Source organism: Pseudomonas sp. CC11G (assembly GCF_056174845.1).
The window spans coordinates 116,955-136,679 of the sequence record NZ_JBWBZC010000013.1 but is presented as its reverse complement, the minus strand read 5'-3'; the positions used below and the strand labels follow the sequence as shown (position 1 = coordinate 136,679).

The 19,725-nt window shown below is 59.5% G+C and carries 17 protein-coding genes, 1 tRNA gene and 6 pseudogenes; 5 read left to right on the top strand and 19 right to left on the bottom strand.

The genetic code is table 11. The features are described from left to right. From flgL to flgB, 14 genes and pseudogenes are all read right to left on the bottom strand, one after another. Positions 1 to 412, bottom strand: a pseudogene (gene flgL, locus AC0V2S_RS17020) (flagellar hook-associated protein FlgL); the annotation flags it as partial. Between the two features lie 127 nt (positions 413 to 539). Further along, positions 540 to 698 (bottom strand): hypothetical protein, encoded by a 159-nt coding sequence (locus tag AC0V2S_RS17015; RefSeq protein WP_475510760.1) that lies wholly within the window; start codon positions 696 to 698, stop codon positions 540 to 542. A gap of 347 nt (positions 699 to 1,045) precedes the next feature. After that, complete coding sequence (locus tag AC0V2S_RS17010; protein ID WP_475510759.1) at positions 1,046 to 1,204, bottom strand: hypothetical protein; 159 nt, start codon at positions 1,202 to 1,204, stop codon at positions 1,046 to 1,048. A 100-nt stretch (positions 1,205 to 1,304) separates the two neighbouring features. Next, positions 1,305 to 1,910, bottom strand: a pseudogene (locus AC0V2S_RS17005) (FlgK family flagellar hook-associated protein). Continuing rightward, positions 1,876 to 2,457, bottom strand: coding sequence for a FlgK family flagellar hook-associated protein (locus AC0V2S_RS17000; protein WP_475510758.1), 582 nt, complete (start codon positions 2,455 to 2,457; stop codon positions 1,876 to 1,878). The pseudogene AC0V2S_RS17005 and the gene AC0V2S_RS17000 overlap by 35 nt, the downstream one beginning before the upstream one ends. 35 nt (positions 2,458 to 2,492) lie before the next feature. Then, a pseudogene (gene flgJ, locus AC0V2S_RS16995) lies at positions 2,493 to 3,751 on the bottom strand (flagellar assembly peptidoglycan hydrolase FlgJ). 10 nt (positions 3,752 to 3,761) lie between these two features. Continuing rightward, a pseudogene (locus AC0V2S_RS16990) lies at positions 3,762 to 4,861 on the bottom strand (flagellar basal body P-ring protein FlgI). 9 nt (positions 4,862 to 4,870) lie between these two features. Further along, positions 4,871 to 5,581 (bottom strand): flagellar basal body L-ring protein FlgH, encoded by a 711-nt coding sequence (gene flgH / locus AC0V2S_RS16985; RefSeq protein ID WP_475510757.1) that lies wholly within the window; start codon positions 5,579 to 5,581, stop codon positions 4,871 to 4,873. 105 nt (positions 5,582 to 5,686) lie between these two features. Next, a complete protein-coding gene (gene flgG / locus AC0V2S_RS16980) occupies positions 5,687 to 6,472 on the bottom strand; it encodes a flagellar basal-body rod protein FlgG (RefSeq protein WP_475510756.1) in 786 nt (261 codons plus the stop codon). Positions 6,473 to 6,518: 46 nt separating this feature from the next. Further along, the gene (locus tag AC0V2S_RS16975; RefSeq protein WP_475510755.1) at positions 6,519 to 7,259 is read right to left on the bottom strand and encodes a flagellar basal body rod protein FlgF; all 741 of its coding nucleotides are present in this window, start codon (positions 7,257 to 7,259) and stop codon (positions 6,519 to 6,521) included. A 194-nt stretch (positions 7,260 to 7,453) separates the two neighbouring features. Beyond that, positions 7,454 to 8,776 carry a flagellar hook protein FlgE gene (gene flgE / locus AC0V2S_RS16970; RefSeq protein ID WP_475510754.1) on the bottom strand — a complete coding sequence of 441 codons (1,323 nt, stop codon included), beginning with the start codon at positions 8,774 to 8,776 and terminating at the stop codon, positions 7,454 to 7,456. Positions 8,777 to 8,810: 34 nt separating this feature from the next. After that, positions 8,811 to 9,488: a flagellar hook assembly protein FlgD gene (locus tag AC0V2S_RS16965; protein WP_475510753.1), complete on the bottom strand. Its 678-nt coding sequence runs from the start codon at positions 9,486 to 9,488 to the stop codon at positions 8,811 to 8,813. Positions 9,489 to 9,508: 20 nt separating this feature from the next. Then, positions 9,509 to 9,961: a flagellar basal body rod protein FlgC gene (gene flgC, locus AC0V2S_RS16960; protein ID WP_475510752.1), complete on the bottom strand. Its 453-nt coding sequence runs from the start codon at positions 9,959 to 9,961 to the stop codon at positions 9,509 to 9,511. A 12-nt stretch (positions 9,962 to 9,973) separates the two neighbouring features. Beyond that, positions 9,974 to 10,378 (bottom strand): flagellar basal body rod protein FlgB, encoded by a 405-nt coding sequence (gene flgB / locus AC0V2S_RS16955; RefSeq protein ID WP_475510751.1) that lies wholly within the window; start codon positions 10,376 to 10,378, stop codon positions 9,974 to 9,976. A 414-nt stretch (positions 10,379 to 10,792) separates the two neighbouring features. Between flgB and AC0V2S_RS16950 the strand changes: the two genes are divergently transcribed. After that, a complete protein-coding gene (locus AC0V2S_RS16950; protein ID WP_475510750.1) occupies positions 10,793 to 12,130 on the top strand; it encodes a trypsin-like serine protease in 1,338 nt (445 codons plus the stop codon). Between the two features lie 70 nt (positions 12,131 to 12,200). On the opposite strand, the pseudogene cheR reads toward AC0V2S_RS16950, so the two are convergent. Together cheR and AC0V2S_RS16940 are read right to left on the bottom strand one after the other, a co-directional pair. Further along, positions 12,201 to 13,047: pseudogene (gene cheR, locus AC0V2S_RS16945) on the bottom strand (protein-glutamate O-methyltransferase CheR). 27 nt (positions 13,048 to 13,074) lie between these two features. Then, positions 13,075 to 14,006 (bottom strand): annotated as a pseudogene (locus AC0V2S_RS16940) (chemotaxis protein CheV). An 80-nt stretch (positions 14,007 to 14,086) separates the two neighbouring features. Between AC0V2S_RS16940 and flgA the strand changes: the two are divergent. From flgA to AC0V2S_RS16920, 4 genes are all read left to right on the top strand, one after another. Beyond that, positions 14,087 to 14,845 carry a flagellar basal body P-ring formation chaperone FlgA gene (gene flgA / locus AC0V2S_RS16935; RefSeq protein WP_475510749.1) on the top strand — a complete coding sequence of 253 codons (759 nt, stop codon included), beginning with the start codon at positions 14,087 to 14,089 and terminating at the stop codon, positions 14,843 to 14,845. Between the two features lie 151 nt (positions 14,846 to 14,996). Continuing rightward, entirely contained in the window at positions 14,997 to 15,335 is a 339-nt protein-coding gene (gene flgM / locus AC0V2S_RS16930) for a flagellar biosynthesis anti-sigma factor FlgM (RefSeq protein ID WP_475510748.1), read from the top strand. Positions 15,336 to 15,391: 56 nt separating this feature from the next. Then, positions 15,392 to 15,862 (top strand): flagella synthesis protein FlgN, encoded by a 471-nt coding sequence (locus tag AC0V2S_RS16925; RefSeq protein ID WP_475510747.1) that lies wholly within the window; start codon positions 15,392 to 15,394, stop codon positions 15,860 to 15,862. 88 nt (positions 15,863 to 15,950) lie between these two features. After that, a complete protein-coding gene (locus AC0V2S_RS16920; RefSeq protein ID WP_475510746.1) occupies positions 15,951 to 16,694 on the top strand; it encodes a flagellar brake protein in 744 nt (247 codons plus the stop codon). Positions 16,695 to 16,754: 60 nt separating this feature from the next. On the opposite strand, the gene AC0V2S_RS16915 is transcribed toward AC0V2S_RS16920, so the two are convergent. The 3 genes from AC0V2S_RS16915 to AC0V2S_RS16905 all read right to left on the bottom strand — a co-directional run bounded on the left by AC0V2S_RS16915 (position 16,755) and on the right by AC0V2S_RS16905 (position 19,690). After that, positions 16,755 to 18,062 (bottom strand): MFS transporter, encoded by a 1,308-nt coding sequence (locus AC0V2S_RS16915; protein WP_475510745.1) that lies wholly within the window; start codon positions 18,060 to 18,062, stop codon positions 16,755 to 16,757. A 59-nt stretch (positions 18,063 to 18,121) separates the two neighbouring features. Beyond that, positions 18,122 to 19,363, bottom strand: a complete 1,242-nt coding sequence (locus AC0V2S_RS16910) for a glutamine synthetase family protein (RefSeq protein ID WP_475510762.1) — start codon at positions 19,361 to 19,363, stop codon at positions 18,122 to 18,124. 252 nt (positions 19,364 to 19,615) lie between these two features. Further along, positions 19,616 to 19,690 (bottom strand) — tRNA-Arg (locus tag AC0V2S_RS16905). Positions 19,691 to 19,725: the final 35 nt, after the last annotated feature.

Genomic DNA, 19,725 nt, shown 5'->3' with positions numbered 1-19,725 from the left:
CCGCCGAACAGGTAGTGGCCGCTGGCGTCCTTTGCTGTTCATCAGGCTAAGCACTCGTCTTCGCGCTGGCCCAGTTCGTGCCCAGGGAAGAACGGTCGGTAGAGTCCCAGCGTGCCGTTACCGGCCTGCACGCCAATCTCGCGAATACGCTGCAGTACGGTTTCGATCGAGCTCAAAATCGCCTCTTCAGAGTTGAGGCTGTTCTGCGCGGCGGTGTTGGTTCGAGGTGTATTGCGCGTTCAGCGCTTGTTCCTGGCTCAACTGCAGCAGGCGCACCGACGCCACCGGGTCATCGGCGGGTGAGGATGCCGTTTGCCGGTGCTGATCTGCTCCTGGGTGCGGTCAGATTCGCGTAGTTTCTTTTGCATCCCGGCAACGGAGGTGTTGAAGGCTTGATAGTGGAAATTCGCATAACTAACTAGCCTCAGTTGAAGGCGCCTATGAGCGTATCGAACAACGACTGCGCAACTTTAATCACCTGTGCAGAAGCATTGTAGTACTGCTGGAACTGCACCAGGTTGCCGCCTCTTCATCGAGGCTCACGGCAGACAGCGAATCGCGGTTGCTTTGCGCTTGGTCAGTACGGTTTCAGCGGCGTCGGCGTTGGTGCGCACTTGCGCGGTCAGCGAGCCAACCCGCTCCACCAGCCCGCTGTAGGCGTTGTTGTAGGTGGCAGGCAACGGTGCCGGCAGCGCCAACCCCTACGGTTTTCTGCGTTTGCAGGTCGATCAGCTTCAGCGCGTTGCGGTTGTCGGCCACGCTGCGGTGTTTCTGGTTCAAGGTAAAGGTATCGCCCGATTGCGGCGTTCCATTAATCGTGAACTCGTACGAGTAGGTGTTGTTGTCGACGGGTCGTGTATAGTCCAGGCGCAACGTGTTGGATTGGCCCGGGTCAGCGCGGTGGTCGAGGGCGATACATAGCTCAGGGTCGCACCAGCCGGCAGCGTGCCGGTCAGGGTGTTAGTGGTCGAGTCGAAAGTCAGCGGCAAGCCGGTGCCAAACAGGTCCTGCAAGTCGGTGACGTCAATTGGCGACGGGCCGGTTTTCAGGTCGGGCTGAGTGATGGTGCCGGTGCCCCGGTTGTTGGTGTGGTCGCCACCGCACGGGCGGAACCGGCGAAGGCCAACTGATCGGCCGACTGCAGGTCGGTGCCAAAGTTGAATGCGCCACGGCGGGTCGGTTGCAGGCTGAAGCTGTCGCCCATTGGGCGTTCCCGTTGATGGTGACTTCAAACCCTTGATCGGTCGGCGGCGTGGTGCTGGGGTCCTGCAAGGTAAAAGTGCCGGCGCCGGTCGGCGTCACGGTCAATCTGCGCCCCGTCGCTCAACCGCTGCGCGGTGTAATTGGTGCCGTCGAACTTCACCCTTGTAATCGCTGGTGGTCAGCAGCGAAGAATTGGTGATGTTCATCGAGCCGGTGGCGTTGCTGGTATTGGTGGCGGCCGGCAGCACGCGCAGCGCGGCGGCGGTCGGGTCGTTTGATATCGCTGAACAACGGGCTGCCCGCCCGGCGGCTAGGTCAAGGCCCTGCCCCAGCTGTTTGTTGACGGTATCGGAGAGCACGGTCGCCATCTGCCCGAGGACTGTTGTAGCTCTTGTCCAGTGTGTGGTGTCGCGGTAGGCCAGCAGGCCGCCCATTTCACCGCCGCTGATTTGCGACGTGATGGTTTGCGATACGCCGTAATAATGAGGTCAACCTGAAAGCGCGTTGGGTCATCGACGCCAGGCTTGGCGGTCAGGGTCGAAGCCGTGTTGCCCACCACGAGCGGACGCGGTACCGACGAACAGGCTCACGCTGCCGTCGGTTTGCTCCACGCTCTGCACGCCGATGATTTCGGAAATCTGCCGGATGGTTTCTTCACGGGCATCGAGCAGGTCATTGGGCTCGGCCCGGCGCCACGGGCGCGGCAATCGCGTCGTTGTAGCTGGCCACACTGGCGGCCATCGAGTTCACCTGAGTGGTCAGGGCGCTCATCTGCTGGTTGATCAAGCTGTTCTGCTTGTCCAGTTGGTCGTACATCGTATTGAACGAGCTCGACAGCCCCGCTGCCTGCGACAGCACCGCTTCACGGGCGGCGGTGGAGGATGGGTCTGCGAGGCGGTTTGCAGTGAAGCGAAGAATTTTTGCACACGCCGGGCTGATCCCGGTGGTGCTGTTGGACAGCAGCGAGTCGAGCTGCTCGATCTGGCTTTTGAACGACTGCAGCTCGCTGTTGGAGCTGGTGGAGGTGCGCACCTGATTGGTCAGGAAGTCACTGGCCAGACGCCGTACGTCGACCACCTGGCTGCCCGAACCGATATAACCGGCGCCGGTAAACTGGGCGATGTTGGTCTGCTGCACCGACTGCTGGCGCGAGTAGCCAGGGGTGTTGACGTTGGTGATGTTATGCCCGGTCACCGTCAAAGCGGTCTGCGCACTGCGCAGGCCCGACAGCCCTACCGATAACAAGTCAGCCATGTCGAATCCTCACTAAAAACATCATCACAGCATCCTTACAAACGCGTGGCGGTGGTTTCGCCCGCGGCGATGGTTTGGTACGTCTGCATCTGTTTGGCGATCTGCGCCACTTTATTGGCGTACTGCGGGTCGGTCGCGTAACCGGCCTGTTGCAGTTCGCGCACGAACTGTTTCGGGTTGGCGGTTTTATCCAGTGCGTTGTCGTACCGGTCGTTGTTCTGCAGGAAGCTCACGTAGTCGTTGAAGCTCTCCTGGAAACTGTCGTACGAGCGAAATGCCGCCGCTTCTTTCACTGCCTGGCCACCTTTGTATTCGGTGGTCACGGCACGCGCCGAATCGCCGTCCCAGCCGCCTGCGGCCTTGATGCCGAACAGGTTGTGGCTGCTGGAGCCGTCGGAGTCACGAATGATCGACTTGCCCCAACCGGTTTCCAGTGCGGCCTGGGCCACCAGGTAGGCCGGGTCTACACCAATCTTGGCGGCCGCTTCCTGCGCCATCGGCAGCATGGTGGAGATAAATTCGTCGGCCGACTTGAAGGCCGCTTTGCCCGGTGCCAATGGCGGTTGTGCCAGACGGCGGCCGGAGCTGGCATCAATGGCGTTAAGCGCAGCGGTCTTGCTGCTCGCAGTGGCACCAATCGCCGCGCTGTTGCTGGTGTTTTCGCCGCCAGCCAGTCGTTCTGGGCCAACGGCTTGCCGTCCGCTGTCGCACCGGCCGTTGTAGTTGGGACAATCCCGGCCAGCAATCGGTCAGACAATGTGCCCGGCAGCGACAGGCGGCGCTTGTTCAGCAGCTTCGAGTCGTCACGAAGCTTGTCCACGGGCGGCAACTCCTTGACCGCGTGGCTGGTCAGCGTCTTGCTCGCGCTGTCGCTGGCCGGGGTTGTGCCGGTGTTAGTGGTGGCATTGATGACGCTGGCATCGCCGGCCTGGGCAAACGGGTTGGCCTTGTGGGTGCCGCTCTTCATTTTCGACATTTGCCGCGCCAGCACATCGGCCAGGCCGATGCCGCCCTCTTTGGACATTTTGACCGCCAGCTCCTGGTCGTACATTTGCTGGTAGGTCTTGGCCTCGTTGCTGTTCATGAAGTTGCCTTCGGAGAAGGCTTCGTTGGCCGAACGCATCGCCTTGAGCATCTGGTTGAGAAACAGCGACTCGAATTCCTGGGCAACTTTCTTGATGTTGCCTTCGCTGTCGCGGTCCTGGCCGACTTTCAGGTTGGCCAGGCGATTGAGGTCGCTGTAGGCGCCGCTGTCGAGCTTGGAGCCAACCCCGGATGTCAATTTCGCGTCCATGGCTGCCTCCTTAGATAACGATCAAGTCGGCTTGCAGCGCGCCGGCCTGTTTCAGTGCTTCAAGAATGGCCATCAGGTCAGACGGCGAGGCGCCGACCTGGTTAACCGCCCGTACGATTTCATCCAGCGTGGTGCCGGGGCCGAATTTGAACATCGGCTTGGTTTCCTGCTCGGCACTCACTTTAGAACGCGGTACCACGGCGGTTTGGCCGTTAGACAAGGCGCCGGGCTGGCTGACGATAGGGTCTTCGGTGATGCTCACCGTCAGGCTGCCGTGGGTAACGGCCGCCGGCTGAACCTTGACGTTCTGGCCGATCACGATGGTGCCGGTACGCGAGTTGATGATGACTTTCGCCACCGCCTGGCCGGCGTCCACTTCGAGGTTTTCCAGAATCGAGAGGTAGTCCACGCGCTGGTTAGGGTCCAGCGGCGCGCTGACGCGGATCGAGCCGCCGTCAATGGCCTGGGCCACGCCGGGGCCGAGCAGTTCGTTGATCTGGTCGACCATATGCTTGGCGGTGGTGAAATCCGGGCGGTTGAGGTTCAGGTCAGGGTGTTGCCCTGGTCGAAACCGCTCGGCACCGGCCGCTCTACCGTGGCACCGCTGGGAATGCGGCCGGCCGACGGCACGTTAACGGTGATTTTAGAACCGTCGGCGCCTTGGGCGTCGAAGCCGCCGACCACCAGGTTGCCCTGGGCGATGGCGTAGACGTTGCCGTCGATACCTTTCAAGGGGGTCATCAGCAGGCTGCCGCCACGCAAGCTCTTGGCGTTACCGATGGACGAGATAGTCACGTCGATGGTTTGCCCGGGCTTGGCGAAGGCCGGCAGGTCAGCGTGAATCGACACCGCCGCGACGTTCTTCAGCTGCACGTTGCCGCCGGTGGGCACCTTGATGCCGAACTGGGCCAGCATGTTGTTGAAGGTCTGCACGGTAAACGGTGTTTGCGTGGTCTGGTCGCCGCTGCCGTTCAGGCCCACAACCAGGCCGTAACCAATCAGCTGGTTGGAGCGCACGCCCTGGATGGTGACCAGGTCTTTGATCCGCTCAGCCTGCACCGCCGAAGCGGCGAGCAGGAGACAGCAGGCGGTAAGCAGTCGTTTGATCATGACCGGCACTCAGAAAGGAAACAGCGGGCTGCTGAAGAAGCGGTCGAACCAACCTGGCTGGTTGGCATCGGCAAACGCGCCGGTTCCCGAATAGGTAATGCGCGCATCGGCCACACGGGCGGACGACACGGTGTTGTCGGTGGCGATGTCATCGGCGCGGACCAGGCCGGCAATGCGCACCAGTTCGTCGCCGGTATTAAGGGTCATCCACTTCTCGCCGCGGACCGCCAGAATGCCGTTGGGCAGTACTTCGGCAATGGTGACGGTGACCGAACCGGTCAGGCTGTTGCTCTGCGCGGCGGTGCTTTTACCGGTGGCTTTACGCGAACCGGCGTATCCGGCGTCGAGGCTCAACTTGCCGGCATTGAGCGGGTTGATGCCGACGTCAGGATTGTCTACCGACACACTGCCGCCAAACAGCGAGGTCAGACCGATGGAGGTGTTGCTGTCTTTGGCGATATCCGAGTTGGCGGCTTTGCTCGCCGAGGTGCGCTCATTCAGAGTGATGGTGATGATGTCACCCACGCGGTATGCCTTGCGGTCGCCATACAGGTTGTTTTCGAAACCGGTCTGGTAGATGGAACCGTTATTCAGCGCTGCCGGCAACGGCGTGCGCGGCAGCACCGGCGCGTAGTACGGGTCGTTCGGCTTGGCCGTAGGCGCGACGCAGCCGCCCAGAGCGAAGAGGCCAAGCAGGGGAAGAAGAACTAACCGTTTCATAACGCGTACCTCACATATTTTTTGCAACTGACCAGAGCGAGCCACCGATTGCCTACCAGCTCCTTATGGCGGGCCAAACGGGCTGTGGCTAAACCCAGCCAGTGATTAAAGATTCTGGGTAATGAACGACAGCATCTGGTCCGCGGTGGAAATCACCTTGGAGTTCATTTCGTAGGCGCGCTGGGTGGTGATCATGTTCACCATCTCTTCCACCACGCTCACGTTGGAGTTTTCCAGGGTGTTCTGTTCGATGGTGCCCAGGCCCGTCAGGCCAGGCGTGCCGACTTGCGGCGCGCCGCTGGAGGCGGTTTCCAGGAACAGGTTTTTACCGACTGCTTCCAGACCGCCCGGGTTGATGAAGTCGGCGGTTTGAATGTTGCCCACGATCTGCGGCGTGGCGTTGCCGGCGGTGGTTACCGAGGCGGTGCCGTCTTCACCCACGGTGAAGGTACGGGTTTCGGCTGGAATGACGATTGCCGGTTCCAGCGGGAAGCCGTTGGAGGTCACCACCTGGCCGTCGGAGTTCAGGTGAAAGCTACCGTCGCGGGTGTAGGCGATGGTGCCGTCAGGCTGCAGCACCTGGAAGAAACCACGGCCGTTGACCGCCATATCCAGCGGCTGCTCAGTGGTTTGCAGGCTGCCGATGGTGAACATTTTCTGCGTGCCGGCAATGCGCACACCGGTACCCAGTTGCAGGCCGGACGGCAGTTGGCTGTCCTGGGTGCTTTGGGCGCCGGGTTGACGACGGATCTGGTAGAGCAGGTCCTGGAATTCGGCGCGATCCCGTTTGAAACCGGTGGTCGACACGTTGGCCAGGTTGTTGGAAATGGTCGTCAGGTTCATGTCCTGGGCGGACAAACCGGTTTTACTGACCCACAGAGCCGGAAGCATGAATGTTCTCCTCGGGCGCCGACATCACGGCGCCGCGTACTGATATTTAGCTAAGTTGCAAAACACGAGCCAGGGACGTGGCGTCGTCTTCGGCCGTTCGCATCATCTTCACTTGCAGTTCGAACTGGCGGGACAGTGAGAGGATCGAGGTCATCTCCTCCACCGCGTTGACGTTGCTGGTTTCCACAAAGCCGGACTCCAGCTTCACGTTGTCGTCAGCCAGCAGGGGCTCGCTGCCCTTGTAATGGATCATGCCGTCCAGGCCCTTCTCCATTTGCTTGAGGTCGGGGTTGACCAGCTTGATGCGGTCTACCTCGGCCAGCACATTGGGGGCCTCGCCGAGGGCGCGAATGGTGATAGTGCCGTCCTGGCCGATCTCCACTTTTTGCTCCGGCGGCACGGAAATCGGCCCGCCATTGCCCAAAACCGGCAAACCGCTGCCGGTGCGCAACTGGCCAAGGCCGTCGATTTTCAGGCTGGCGGTACGTACATACGCTTCTTTACCGTCCAGGCCTTGCACCGCCATCCAACCGTCGCCGCTGACGGCCACGTCCATGGGGTTGCCGGTGTCTTGCAAGGTGCCGGGGGTAAAGTCGGTGCCGGGGCGTTCGCTCATGGCATATACGCGCGACGGAAAGCTGTCGCCGAACACCTGCATGGAACGCGCTTGTTCGAAGTCACGGCGAAAACCGCTCGTGGAGATGTTCGCCAAATTGTTGGCATGGGCCCGCTGAGCCATCGTGTTCTGGCTAGCCCCTGTCATGGCGACGTACAGCATTTTATCCATGGTGTTTCTCCGAGATTGGGCCGTGCCAAACGCTGGCGGCCTGCGGCTCTATGCAAGCTATAAAGCAGGCATCGTGCCAATCCCGAAATATTTCTGTACACCATTGATAAGCAAGGAATTTCACAAACAACAAAGGGCTTCCGAAGAAGCCCTTTGCAGGTGTGCGGCGACGGTTTGCCGCCGGCGGCAACCGGTTAACGCAGGTTAATGATGGTTTGCGTCACGGCGTTTTCGGTCTCGATGGTTTTGGCGTTGGCCTGATAGTTACGTTGCGCCACGATCAGGTCGACCAGCTCGGTGGAAATATCCACGTTGGAGGACTCCAGCGCACCAGCAGTCAATGAACCCAAGGTGCCAGCACGCGGCGTACCCACCACAGGCTCACCCGAATCGGCCGACTGCACCCACTGGGTTTTACCCACAGGCGTCAAGCCCTGCACGTTGGCGAAGTTGGCCAGAATCACCTGCCCTTGAATCTTCGACTGGCCGTTGGTGTAGCGGGCGAAGATCTGGCCGGTGTCGTCAATTTCCAGACCCGACAGCTGGCCGGTGGTGTAACCGTCCTGGGCCACGGCGTTGACGGCGAAGGTGCTGGAAACCTGGGAGGAACCGCGAATATCCAGGGTCACAACGGCCGAAGCATCAGCGCCGTTGGATGCCCATACAGGCGGTGTAGCGCCATCGGACTGCGCAGGAACCCAGTTACTGATGGTCAGTTTGCTGTTGGTATAACCCAACCCGGCACCCGGGGTGATCGTGCCGAGCTGCCCGGCGCCGTCGAAGGTAATGTTCGTGGTTGCAGGCACGGTGCTGGCCGGATTTTGCGGGTTACGACCATCGATCAAGACGTTCATGGTCCAGTCGTTCGCCACCGGCGGCGTCGCCGACGGGTCCGCGTTGTTGATGAAGTACTGGGTCATGACGTGGGCGTTGCCCTGGGCGTCGTAGATATTCACCGAGGTCGACGAGGTGTAGGTGGTCGGATCGCTCGGGTCGAACGGCGTGTTAGTCGGCGCCTTGCTGCTGGAGTTCAGGTTGAAGCTTTGGGTAATCGCAGTGGTGGCCTTTGGCGCCTGGTTGGAGGTCTGAATGCTCAGGTTACCGACCACGCCGTTCTGCAGCTGACCGTTGCCGTCTACCGAGTAGCCCTGCAGGTTGTAGCCGTTGTTGTCGACGATATTGCCGGCCTTGTCGGTACCGAAGTAGCCGGCACGGGTGTAGCTGATCGAACCGTTGTTGCTGGTCACGAAAAAGCCGTTGCCGTTCACACCCATGTCCAGGGCGTTTTCGGTGTAGTCGATGGTGCCCTGGTTGAACAGCTGGGCAACGTTGCCCAGCAACACGCCGCTACCGATGGCGTTGCTGCTGGAGGCCAGCATGGACGAGGAATACAGGTCCTGGAATTCGGCACGGGACTGTTTAAAGCCCACGGTGCCGGCGTTGGCGATGTTGTTACCAGTGATATTCAGGTCACTGGAGGCGGCCTTGATACCGCTAAGTCCGATATTGAACGACATGGGATGCTCCTGAAACGGCCGGGGTTGCCGGCGGTTATTGACCTATCACTTGAACTTTGGAAATGCCGATGCTGCCCAGCCCTGCGAGGTTCAGCAGCATCTCGCCGCCGTTGATCCCCAGGGTGACGCTGTCGACGTTGGCTGGGAGGCTGGTGCCCATGGCCACGTCTTTGCCGCCTACCGATGCGATGGCGTCGAAGCTGTAGGTGCCAGGCGCCATGACATTGCCGCTGGAATCTTTGCCGTCCCACATAAAGGTGACCTGGCCGGTTGATTGCTGGCCCAGGTTGACGCGCGACACCTGGTTGCCCTTGCTGTCGAGCACGTTGACGTACAGGTTGTCGGTGCCACTGGTGAGCGCGATGCTGCCTTTGAAGGTTTCGCTGGTGTCGACCACGGCGGTGTCGGTGGAGAGGATCACCTTGCGACCCACCAGCGACGAGGCTTGCAGCGCCTGCGACGACTGGGTGCTGGAGAGAATGCTCTCCACGCTGGTGTTGAGGTTGTCCAAGCTTTCCACCTGGGTGAACTGGGCCAGTTGCGCCACGAATTCACTGTTGGTTTGCGGGTCCAGCGGGTTCTGGTTGTTCATTTGCGCGACCAAGAGTTGCAGGAACTGGTCCTTGCCCAGGGTCTTGTCCTTGGTAGTCGTATCCTTGACGGCATACTGGTCCAGTATCGAACTCTGGGTGCTTACGCTATCGACGGCCATTTCTTTCCCCTACGTTCGAATTACTGACCCAGGGTCAGAACCTTGGTCATCATTTGTTTGGCGGTATTCATCATTTCGGTGTTGGTCTGGAACGCACGGCTGGCGGAGATCATGTCGGCCATCTCTTCCACCACGTTGACGTTCGGGTAGTAGACGTAACCGTCTTTATCCGCGGCCGGGTGGTTGGGCTCGTAGCGCGGCGTCAGGCTGCTCTGGTCTTCGACCACACCCATCACCTGCACGCCCCGACCGGAGTTGTCCTGGTCGGCAAACAGCGAGGTTCCGGCGCCGTTCTGCTGGGTCTGCTGGTCGGTGAACATGGTGGCGAACACCGGGTGGCGGGCGCGGTAGGTCTTGTCGACGCTGGACGAGACGGTCTCGGCGTTGGCGATGTTGCTGGAGATGGTGTTCAGGCGGGTGGTCTGAGCACTCATGCCGGTACCGGCGATATTGAAGACACTGGAAAGGGACATGGTTCGTCTCCGTTATTCGCCGCGAATCGCAGCAACAAGGCCTTTGAATTTGGCGTTCAGCAGGGTGAAGCTGGCTTGGAACTGCACAGCGTTTTCTGCGTAATTGGATTGCTCGATCTGCTCATCGACGGTGTTCTGGTCCACCGAAGGCTGGGTCGGCACGCGGTAGTTCAGGCCTGCGTCACCGGCGTCCAGACCTTCAGCGGCGATGTGGCCGGTGTTGGTGGTAGCGAGCGAGAAGCCGCCCTTGTTCTTTTCAGCCTGGGCGGCGAGCACCGAGGCGAAGTCCAGATCACGGGCCTTGAAGCCAGGGGTGTCAGCGTTGGCGAGGTTGTTGGCCAGCACTTCGGCACGCTGGGAGCGGTAGCCCAATGCCTTTTCGTGAATGCCGAGTGCTGAATCAAAGCTGATGCTCATGGTGCGAACCTTGCCAACTGGCGAACTGGATTTGCGTGCAAGACATTTAGCAAACCCTGTGCCAACTTATTTAAGCCTTACAAATCAACGACTTGATAAATTTACGGCAAGAATAATCAGCTGAAACGGCAAGGCTTTTCCGCTGCCCGGCAATGGCGACGGGGTTGCCGGTTAAGGGTTTGCCGCTTGTGGCAAAAGCGGCAACGGTGCCCCTGCCAAACCGTTCTCACACGTAGGCAACGTCCAAATACCTTCGCTTTAGCGACACCTTCCGCGCTGTTTCTCGACATGCCGCGCGCGGGGCCGCGAAGCGTCCGGCTTCGAACCTGGTGAGAGGAGAGAACACTGAAGACGCGTTACCAACGAGGCAATTGCGGCCTCAGTCTTCAGTTCTTAGATCATGGAAATATCAAGATGACAAAACCAAAGCTCCTGCGACTCACCTCGCTGGCCATTGCGTGTGGTACCGCACTGGCCATGAGTTCCTCTGCACACGCCTTGTACACAGGCACCGTATTGACTGGCGCACAGGTGCCAGACTGGGCTGTGGGCAACTACAGCTGTTCAGGAACGTTAATTACGCCGCGTGTAGTTGTTACAGCTGAACACTGTATGAGCGGCACCACCTCCGGGTTCTATCACCGCAAAACAGGCCAGGTTTATTACGGCCGAGCCATCAACTACCCGGAACAATACGGCCCGCTCGGAGATGTAGGCATTCTTATCACCGATACCAAGTTTGGCGGCTCAGCCACTGTAGAAACCGCCAATATCCCTAGCTATGCGCAAGAAAAAGCAGCTTTAAGCCGCGAGAACGTGCCACAAATCATCTATGGCAGAGACAGCGATTCTGGCAACCCCTTTACCACCGCCAGAACCACCGATGCCTACCGAGCCATGCCTCAACAGGAAGGCTTCAAAATGGTCTACAAACCCATAATGTACTACCGCCAAAACGGGTACGAAGCCCAACGGCTATTAGGATTAAAGAGCCCCGAATATGACAATATTTTCAACATAGCCCTGGCGGGACTGATGTATACGGACCCTACAGGGCTGAAATTGACCGATGAGGATGTCGATGCGGCGTTGATAACGGTTGTCCATCCGCTCTATCAGTCGCCCGTAAATGTCTCTCCCATTCACTCAGGGGATAGCGGAGGCAGCATTTTCACTCGCTTGCCGGACGGTAAACTGGGCCTGATCGGTAATATATCCGGCACCGCTGCGCATCCGCGATTGAGCAGCTACTGGCCATGGGTGGTAAAAAACCTGATCGCCAACGGCTTACGTGAAGACGCAATGCTCCTAAGCAAAAAAGTACTAGGCACCGACGATTGGGGCAGCAATGACCGCCTGGCCACCGTGGGTCAGATATTTGTCTATGACAATCCCTATAACGGCGATATCGAGTACTACCGCTTGGCCAGCCTGGGCTCGGACGGCCGATACTGGTATTTCCCGACCGACCGCCGCGACAACAGCTTCTGGGAGTACCTGGGTACCCAGCTTCCCAATATCGAGCAGGCCACTACACCGATGGGCGTGTGGGGCGAAAACGACAGGCACGCCACGCAAGGGCAGGTGTTTATCTACAACAACCCCTACACCCAAGAAGTGGAATACTTCCGCGCCAACGCCACGGGCCTTTATTGGTACTTCCCAATCGACAAGACCAACAATACCGACTGGACTTATCTGGGTACCGATCTGCCCACCCGACCAATGAAGTTTGTAGAGCGGATCAACTAAGCCAGGCGCTCAATAAAAAAAAACGCCCGACACAAAGTGCCGGGCGTTGTTGTTTATTAGGCGCGAAACTTTATTTGACCTTGTAGATGATGCCTGGGCTGCATTGCACCATCTGGTAGTGATCCGGCAACCCGTTCAACGCTTCGGAAGCACCCAGGAACAGGTAGCCGCCGGGCTTAAGCGTGGCGTGAATGCGCAGCAAAATGTCTTTCTTCACTTCGGCCGAGAAGTAGATCAACACGTTGCGGCAGAACACGATGTCGAACTTGCCGAGGCTGGCGTAACTGTCCAGCAGGTTGAGCGCGCGGAATTCCACGCGGGTGCGAATCGCCGGCTGATGGCAAAACGGCCGCCACCTTTGGGATCGAAGTAGCGCTGCAAGCGCTCCTGCGACAAACCACGGCCAATCGCCAGACTGTCGTATTCGCCGGATTTGCACGCTTGCAGCATGGCGCTGGACAGGTCGGTGGCCACAATCTGCACGCCGCCTTTGAGCTGCCCGAGGTTGGTACGCTCGAACTCATCGGTGGCCATCGATAGCGAATAGGGTTCCTGGCCCGACGACGAGGCCGCCGACCAAATGCGCAACCGCGCGCTCGGATTGGCCTTGAGCAGCTCGGGGTAGACGCGGTTTTTCAGTACTTCGAAAGGATAGGTGTCACGAAACCACAGGGTTTCGTTGGTGGTCATGGCATCGACCACCTGCTCGCGCAAACCGCCGCGCGGCATGCTTGCATGCGTTGCACCAGCTCGCCGAGGGTTTTGATGCTGTTCTGTTCCATCAGCTTGTTCAGCCGGCTGGAGACCAGGTACTGCTTGTTGGCACCCAACACGATGCCACAGGCCTTTTCCAGGAAAATCCGGAACTGCTCAAAATCCACGTCACCTGAAGACACTAGCGCTGCCTCTCCATACATATAGGTTGCTGAAGGGCCGTAAGGCCCTCAGCCCTCATCCGAAACATTGATGCGCTCAACCACGCGGAAGCCAGATCGTCTGGACGGAACTTGGCGAGGAAGTCATCGGCCCCCACCTTTTTCACCATCGCCTGGTTGAATACGCCCGACAGAGAAGTATGCAGGAGGATATGCAGCTTCTGCATGCGCGAATCCGCGCGGATCTCCGCTGTCAGGGTGTAGCCATCCATTTCCGGCATCTCGATGTCGGAAATCAGCATGATGAATTCGTCTTCCGGACGCTTGCCCTCGTCTGCCAGCTTGCGCAGGAATTCCAGGGCTTGTCGGCCATCGTTCAGGGCGGTCACTTCCACGCCCACTGATTGCAGACAACGGGTGACCTGCTTTCGTGCCACTGACGAGTCGTCAACGATCAGCACGTGTTTGGTCACGGCTTTGCCCTGGGTGGCCACATCGATAACGCCAGCGCTGATCACTTCGGAAACCGGTGCAACCTCGGCGAGGATTTTTTCCACGTCGATGATTTCTACCAACTGCTGGTCCAGATGGGTAACAGCCGTCAGGTAGTGATCGCGCCCGGTGCCCTTGGGTGGCGGATGAATCTCTTCCCAGTTCATGTTGACGATGCGCTCGACCGAGCGCACCAGAAAGCCCTGAACCTTGGTGTTGTATTCGGTGATGATGACGAAGGCACTGCTGAGGTCCGACAGCCCGGCGCGGCCGGTGGCCATCGACAGGTCAAGAATAGGAATGGTGCCGCCACGAATATTCGCCACGCCGCGCACGACCGGGCTCGACTTGGGCATGATGGTGAGCTTGGGGCACTGCAGCACCTCTTTCACCTTGAACACGTTGATGCCGTACAGCTGCTTGCTATCAAGGCGGAATAACAACAGCTCGAGTCGGTTCTGCCCCACCAACTGCGTACGCTGGTTAACCGAGTCCATCACTCCGGCCATACCCTGCCCCTCTTTAAAGTTTGACCACCGTGCCCCTGCTTAGCCTAGCAGCCGGCACGGGCTTTGCTTTGTAGCTACTTATGAAACTGAAAACGCCACTTTTTCGACACTTGCCCATCCGGCCGCAGATGCTGCTCGGATCATGGCTGGCTTTGCTGGCATTTGGCCACATTAATTACGCGGCTGCTGCGCTGACATTACCTGAACAACTTATCGGCGCAAGCCAAGGCTTTCTTGAGGTCACGGTTCAGGACTATTTAGAGCGTAGCGAAATTGACGCGCGGCAAGAGATACAAATCAAATCTCTCGACCCGCGGTTGCAATTGCCGCTGTGCGACGAAGATTTGACCACTTCATTGGAGAGCCCAGCGCAACCCGTTGGTCGGGTAACCGTCAAGGTCAGCTGCGAAGGGGCCACGCCCTGGACGGTGTTCGTGCCGGCGCAAGTGAAGCTGTACCGCAAGGTCGTTATCGCCATCCGCCCCCTCAAGCGCGACACCACACTGGGTGAAATGGACGTGGCGTTGGTGGAGCGCGATGTCGGTTTGCTGACGCAGGGCTATATGACGGATATGGGCCAGGTGCTGGGCACCCGGCTGACCCGCGGCGTGATGACCGACCAGGTGCTGGCCCCGGTAACCATCGAGCAGGCCAAAGCCATTCGCAAGAAGGATCAGGTGGTGATCAGCGCCCGAAAAGGCGGTATCAATGTGCGCATGCCTGGGGAAGCGTTGTCCGATGGTGTGATCGGTGAGCAGATCCGCATCCGAAATTTGAGCTCGCAGCGGGTGATTCGCGCGCGTGTAGTGGGCCCAGGGCAAGTAGACGTACAAATGTAAACCCGTTTTCTGCGCGCATTTTGCTGTGGCTTTTCATACACTGACGGCCTGTAGGACGCAGCAAACGGCCTGGAGAAAAAAAATTTAAAGTTTTCTCAACCAGCGCCGACAAGCTAGGCAAGCGTCCAAACACCGTCTGAGGTTTTGCATCATGGTCATCGATATCAACCGGCTAAATAATGCCGCCGCGTCCACCAGCAGCAGTCGTACCAGTACGACCCAAACTGGCAGCCGCAACGATACCGCGAGCGCCACACAGCCCGCCGCGCCGGCCAATGCCGCCGAACAAAGCACCGCTAAAACCGGTGAATCGGTGCAGCTCAGCCAGCAGGCACAGCAGTTGCAGAAAGTGACTGACAAACTTAGTGAGCAACCGATTGTCGACAAAGAACGCGTCGCCCGCCTGAAACAGGCCGTGGCCGATGGCAGCTACCAAGTCGACAGCAAACGCGTAGCCAGTAAACTGCTCGACTTCGAATCCCAGCGTTAATCCCTTGCGGGGCGACTCTGGGGGTGTTGTTGGACGCCTAACTCCGAGAGTTCGCCATGCACGATACGACCCTGCTGCACCTCTTCAATCAAGACATCGGCACCGCCTCGCAGTTACTTGAACTGATCGACGCCGAATTCCAGGCCCTCACCGACCGCGACTTGCCTTTGCTGGAAACCATTCTGGCGAACAAGCAACCGCTGCTCGCCGTCCTCGGCCAGCACGGCGGCGAACGCAACAAGCTGCTCACCTCCCTTAAGCTCACGCCCGACCAGGCTGGCCTCAACGCCGTCGCCGAACATTCGGCTGTGGGCGGTGAATTGCTCGAGCGTGGCGCCGAGCTCAGCGCCCTGCTCGAACGCTGCCAGGCCGCCAACACCCGCAATGGCCGGTTGATTCGTGTGAACCAGGCCTCAGTGGGTGGCATGCTTGGCATTCTGCGCGGCAACTCCGATACGCCAGGGCTCTATGACAGCCGCGGCGGTGCCGCTAGAATCGGCCAGCAGCGCCCGCTCAGTCAGGCCTGATAACCTCATTACAACAAGGCGCAGGGGACGTACCGGCAGAACGCCAGTATGCTAGTGCCATAGTATTTTGCTCGGAGAATTCTGGACCGTGTCCAACCCCTTCGCCGCGGGTGATGGCCCGCAACCACCGAAAGTCCTAAAAGCTCCGTTAGAAGTTTTTGCTGCGCTGCGCCAGCTGGAAGAACATCGCGACCCGCTGATCATCACCTTTCATGAACGCGCCCAGCGATTTCAGACCTTTATCATCCAGATCAACCGCGAACGCGGCCTGGTGGCACTCGATGAAATGGTGCCCAACGACGGCGAGCGTTTTCTGAAAGCAGGCGAAAGCTTCCGCATCGAAGGGTTTCACGAAGGCGTGCGCATCGCCTGGGAATACACGCAACAGATTCAGGTTGGCCAACTGGAAGGTTCCAACTGCTACTGGTGCCCGATGCCCACCGAGGTGCTGTACCACCAGCGCCGCAATGCCTACCGTGCGCCGCTCAAACAAGCCCAGAACGTGAACATCGAACTGAGCGGTGACCGTTTGAAAGTGCCGGTCAAAGGCGTGCTGCTGGATATCTCCGCCACCGGCTGCAAGCTGCGGTTTGCCGGAGATGCCAGCAAAGGCCTGCAGTCCGGTCAGGTGTATGAACGCCTGGTGGCCCAACTGCCCTTCGGCGCCATGACCACTGCCGTGGAGCTGCGCCATCTTGTGTACGACGAAAAGCTCGACATGACCTTCGTCGGCATGCGCTTTCACCGCATGAACGGCCTGGAACAACGGCAGATCGACCGCTTCGTTTATCAGCTGCAACGCGAAGCGCGACGCGACGATATCGACGATTGATTCGTTATCTGCGCCAACAAAAACGCCACCTCACGGGTGGCGTTTTTGTTGGAGCGCGGGTCAGGTCGATTTGGTATCGGCCGGGTCTTCTGGCGTAACGACCGGCGGGGTTTGCATCTGGTCCTGCACGATCTGCTCATTAACGCGCGGGTCGAGCGCCGCCACCAGCGGCGAGCTGGTCATGTTGTCGGGCATCGACATATGGTGCAGCGGCGCGTCGTCCACTTGGTGCAGATTGGTGACTGCATCCGGGCGAATCCGCAGCACCAATACCGCCGCGCAAAACGACACGAACGCAAACAACATATTCGGCCCGAACTGGCGCATCAGGCCGCCGGTTATCAGCGGGCCAATACAGGCGCCGATGCCGAAGGTGACCAGCAAAATCGCCGTCAACGACACCCGCCGTTCGCCTTCTACGTGGTCATTGGAAAACGCCACCGCCAACGGATACAGACTGAACTGCAACAGGCTGAGCACAAAGCCCACCGGTAACAGCAACTCCAATGGCACCGCAGGCATTACCGCCAACGGCAGCGCCGCCAGCACCAGCAAGCCGGCGCAGCCACGGATCAATACGGCACGATCATGGCGGTCCGACAACCAGCCCAACGGCCATTGCACAACCAGCGCCGCCAATACGCAGCAGCCCATAAATAGACCGACCTGCTCGTTGGTCAGCCCCTGACGGGCGGCATACAGCGGCGCCAAGCCGTAGAACGAACCGATGACCAGACCGGACACCAGTGTGGTGGTCAGCGACTGAGGCACCCGCTTGATAAAGAAACGTGGTTCAAGCGGTGCCGGGCGCATCGGCGCGGGGTGAATCTTGCGGGTAACGGCGACGGGCACCAGGCAGAGTGAAAAACACATCGCCACCAGAATCAGCAGCTCAAGCCCCAGCGCCGGGTGCAACACCAGTACAAGCTGGCCCAACACCAACCCCAGGTACGAGGCGATCATGTAGCCAGAGAACACCATGCCGCGCTGACTGGCTTCGGCCTGCTCGTTGAGCCAGCTCTCGATCACCATGTATTGGCACATCATGCCCACGCCGACGATGGCCCGCAGCACCACCCAGGCCGGCAACCAGTCGATCAGGCCGTGGCCCAGTACCGCTGCGGTCACGATGCCGGCGCAGGTCACGTAAGCGCGAATATGCCCCACCCGCGCAATCAGGCGATGGCCGACCTTGCCGCCCAACACCAGGCCCAGGTAATACGCGGCCATCAAGGCGCCGACCCACAGCGAATCGGTTTTATCGGCAGCCAGGCGCAGGCCCAGGTAGGTACTTAGAAGACCCGACCCGATCAGCATCAACAGGCTGGCGAAGTAGAGCGCTCGAAAAGACTTCCAGATTCGATGCATCAGCTTTCCGAACGGCTCCTTGAATAAGAGCCAGGCCACTATGGCCTGGCGGGTGACGCTTACGCTTGGGCAGCCAACACGCGGCGCTCCCAAGGGGTGATTTCATCGAAGAAGCTGGTGAGCTCCATCGTCTTGGTAGCAATGTAGCCGTCAATAAACTCGTTGCCGAATATCTCGCGGGCAAGCTCGCTGCGTTGCAGGCGGTCTATCGCAGCCTGCATCGTAGACGGTAACCGCAAGGCATCCGGTACGTCGAATTCGCCTTGGATGGCGTCAGTCGGCTGCAGTTCCTGCTCGATGCCGTACAAGCCCGCCGCCAGGCTGGCAGCCAGGGCCAGATAAGGGTTGGCATCAGCACCCGGCAAGCGGTTTTCCACGCGCCGCGCCACCGGCGAACTGGCCGGAATGCGCAAGCCAGCTGCACGGTTATCGTGAGACCAACAGGCGTTGTTCGGCGACGCATACGGGTGAAACAGGCGCTGATACGAGTTCACGTTCGGCGCGAACAGCAAGGTGAAGTCCGCCATGGCCGCTTGCTGGCCGGCGATGAATTGATAGAACGCCGGCGTCGCTTCGCCCTGCTCATCGCTGAAGATATTCCGCCCACTGCCCTGCTCCACCAGGCTCTGGTGAATATGCATCGAGCTGCCCGGCGTGTGCGCCAGTGGCTTGGCCATACACACCACGGTAATGCCGTGCTTGAGTGCCACTTCCTTGAGCATGTGTTTGAACAGGAACGTCTGGTCGGCGAGCAACAGCGCATCGCCGTGCAGCAGGTTGATCTCGAACTGGCTTACGCCCATCTCATGCATAAAGGTATCGCGCGGCAGGCCCAAGGCCTCCATGCAGCGATACACCTCGTTGAAGAACGGTCGCAGGCCATTGTTGGATGACACGCCAAACGCCGAGCAGCCATCTTCACGGCGACCATCCAGGCCCAGCGGCGGTTGAAACGCTCGCTGCGGATCCGGGTTCGGCGCGAAGACAAAAAACTCCAGTTCAGTGGCCACTACCGGCGCCAGACCACGGGCGCTGTAGTTGGCCAAAACGCGCTTGAGCAGACCCCGGGTCGACAACCCCGAGCTGCTGCCATCGAACTCATCGGCGTCGCAGATGGCCAGCGCGCGCGGGATGTCGCTCCAGGGCAGACGGTGAATTTGCGTGGGCTCGGCATTCAACGCCAGGTCGCCATCGTCCCCTCCATAGAACGGCGCCGGCGGATAGCCGCCCATGATGCATTGCAGCAACACACCTCGCGCCAGCTGAAGCCGGCGACCCTCCAGAAAGCCGGCGGCCGTCATCACTTTGCCGCGCGGCACGCCATTGAGGTCAGGGGTTACGCATTCAATTTCGTCGATGCCGGCCAATTGGTCGGCAAGGGATCTGGGGCCATCAGTACTCATAACTTCTTATCCTTGTTGGAGCCGTCCGCAGACTAGCGGCGGCGCGTACAAAATACGCATCAGGTGTTCAGGATTTCAAGCAGCGCGCACAGATAAACCGCCACAGAGGTTGGCAGCAGAAATAAAGAGAAGGGAAAACGCGGGTAGAGATGGTGTCCCCTGCTGGAGTCGAACCAGCATCTAGCCCTTAGGAGGGGCTTATTCTATCCATTGAACTAAGGAGACAAACCGGCGCAGACATACGCGGTGGGCCGGCATGT

Excerpts from the sequence above, each read along its gene's own strand:
- AC0V2S_RS16910 (WP_475510762.1), bottom strand. The coding sequence starts at position 19,363 with ATGACGGCCGCCGGCTTTCTGGAGGGTCGCCGGCTTCAGCTGGCGCGA.
- flgE (WP_475510754.1), bottom strand. The coding sequence starts at position 8,776 with ATGTCGTTCAATATCGGACTTAGCGGTATCAAGGCCGCCTCCAGTGAC.
- AC0V2S_RS16925 (WP_475510747.1), top strand. The coding sequence starts at position 15,392 with ATGCACGATACGACCCTGCTGCACCTCTTCAATCAAGACATCGGCACC.
- flgM (WP_475510748.1), top strand. The coding sequence starts at position 14,997 with ATGGTCATCGATATCAACCGGCTAAATAATGCCGCCGCGTCCACCAGC.
- AC0V2S_RS16975 (WP_475510755.1), bottom strand. The coding sequence starts at position 7,259 with ATGGATAAAATGCTGTACGTCGCCATGACAGGGGCTAGCCAGAACACG.
- flgG (WP_475510756.1), bottom strand. The coding sequence starts at position 6,472 with ATGCTTCCGGCTCTGTGGGTCAGTAAAACCGGTTTGTCCGCCCAGGAC.
- AC0V2S_RS17000 (WP_475510758.1), bottom strand. The coding sequence starts at position 2,457 with ATGGCTGACTTGTTATCGGTAGGGCTGTCGGGCCTGCGCAGTGCGCAG.
- flgA (WP_475510749.1), top strand. The coding sequence starts at position 14,087 with ATGAAACTGAAAACGCCACTTTTTCGACACTTGCCCATCCGGCCGCAG.
- AC0V2S_RS16915 (WP_475510745.1), bottom strand. The coding sequence starts at position 18,062 with ATGCATCGAATCTGGAAGTCTTTTCGAGCGCTCTACTTCGCCAGCCTG.
- flgH (WP_475510757.1), bottom strand. The coding sequence starts at position 5,581 with ATGAAACGGTTAGTTCTTCTTCCCCTGCTTGGCCTCTTCGCTCTGGGC.
- AC0V2S_RS16965 (WP_475510753.1), bottom strand. The coding sequence starts at position 9,488 with ATGGCCGTCGATAGCGTAAGCACCCAGAGTTCGATACTGGACCAGTAT.
- AC0V2S_RS16950 (WP_475510750.1), top strand. The coding sequence starts at position 10,793 with ATGACAAAACCAAAGCTCCTGCGACTCACCTCGCTGGCCATTGCGTGT.
- AC0V2S_RS17010 (WP_475510759.1), bottom strand. The coding sequence starts at position 1,204 with ATGGGCGACAGCTTCAGCCTGCAACCGACCCGCCGTGGCGCATTCAAC.
- flgB (WP_475510751.1), bottom strand. The coding sequence starts at position 10,378 with ATGAGCATCAGCTTTGATTCAGCACTCGGCATTCACGAAAAGGCATTG.
- flgC (WP_475510752.1), bottom strand. The coding sequence starts at position 9,961 with ATGTCCCTTTCCAGTGTCTTCAATATCGCCGGTACCGGCATGAGTGCT.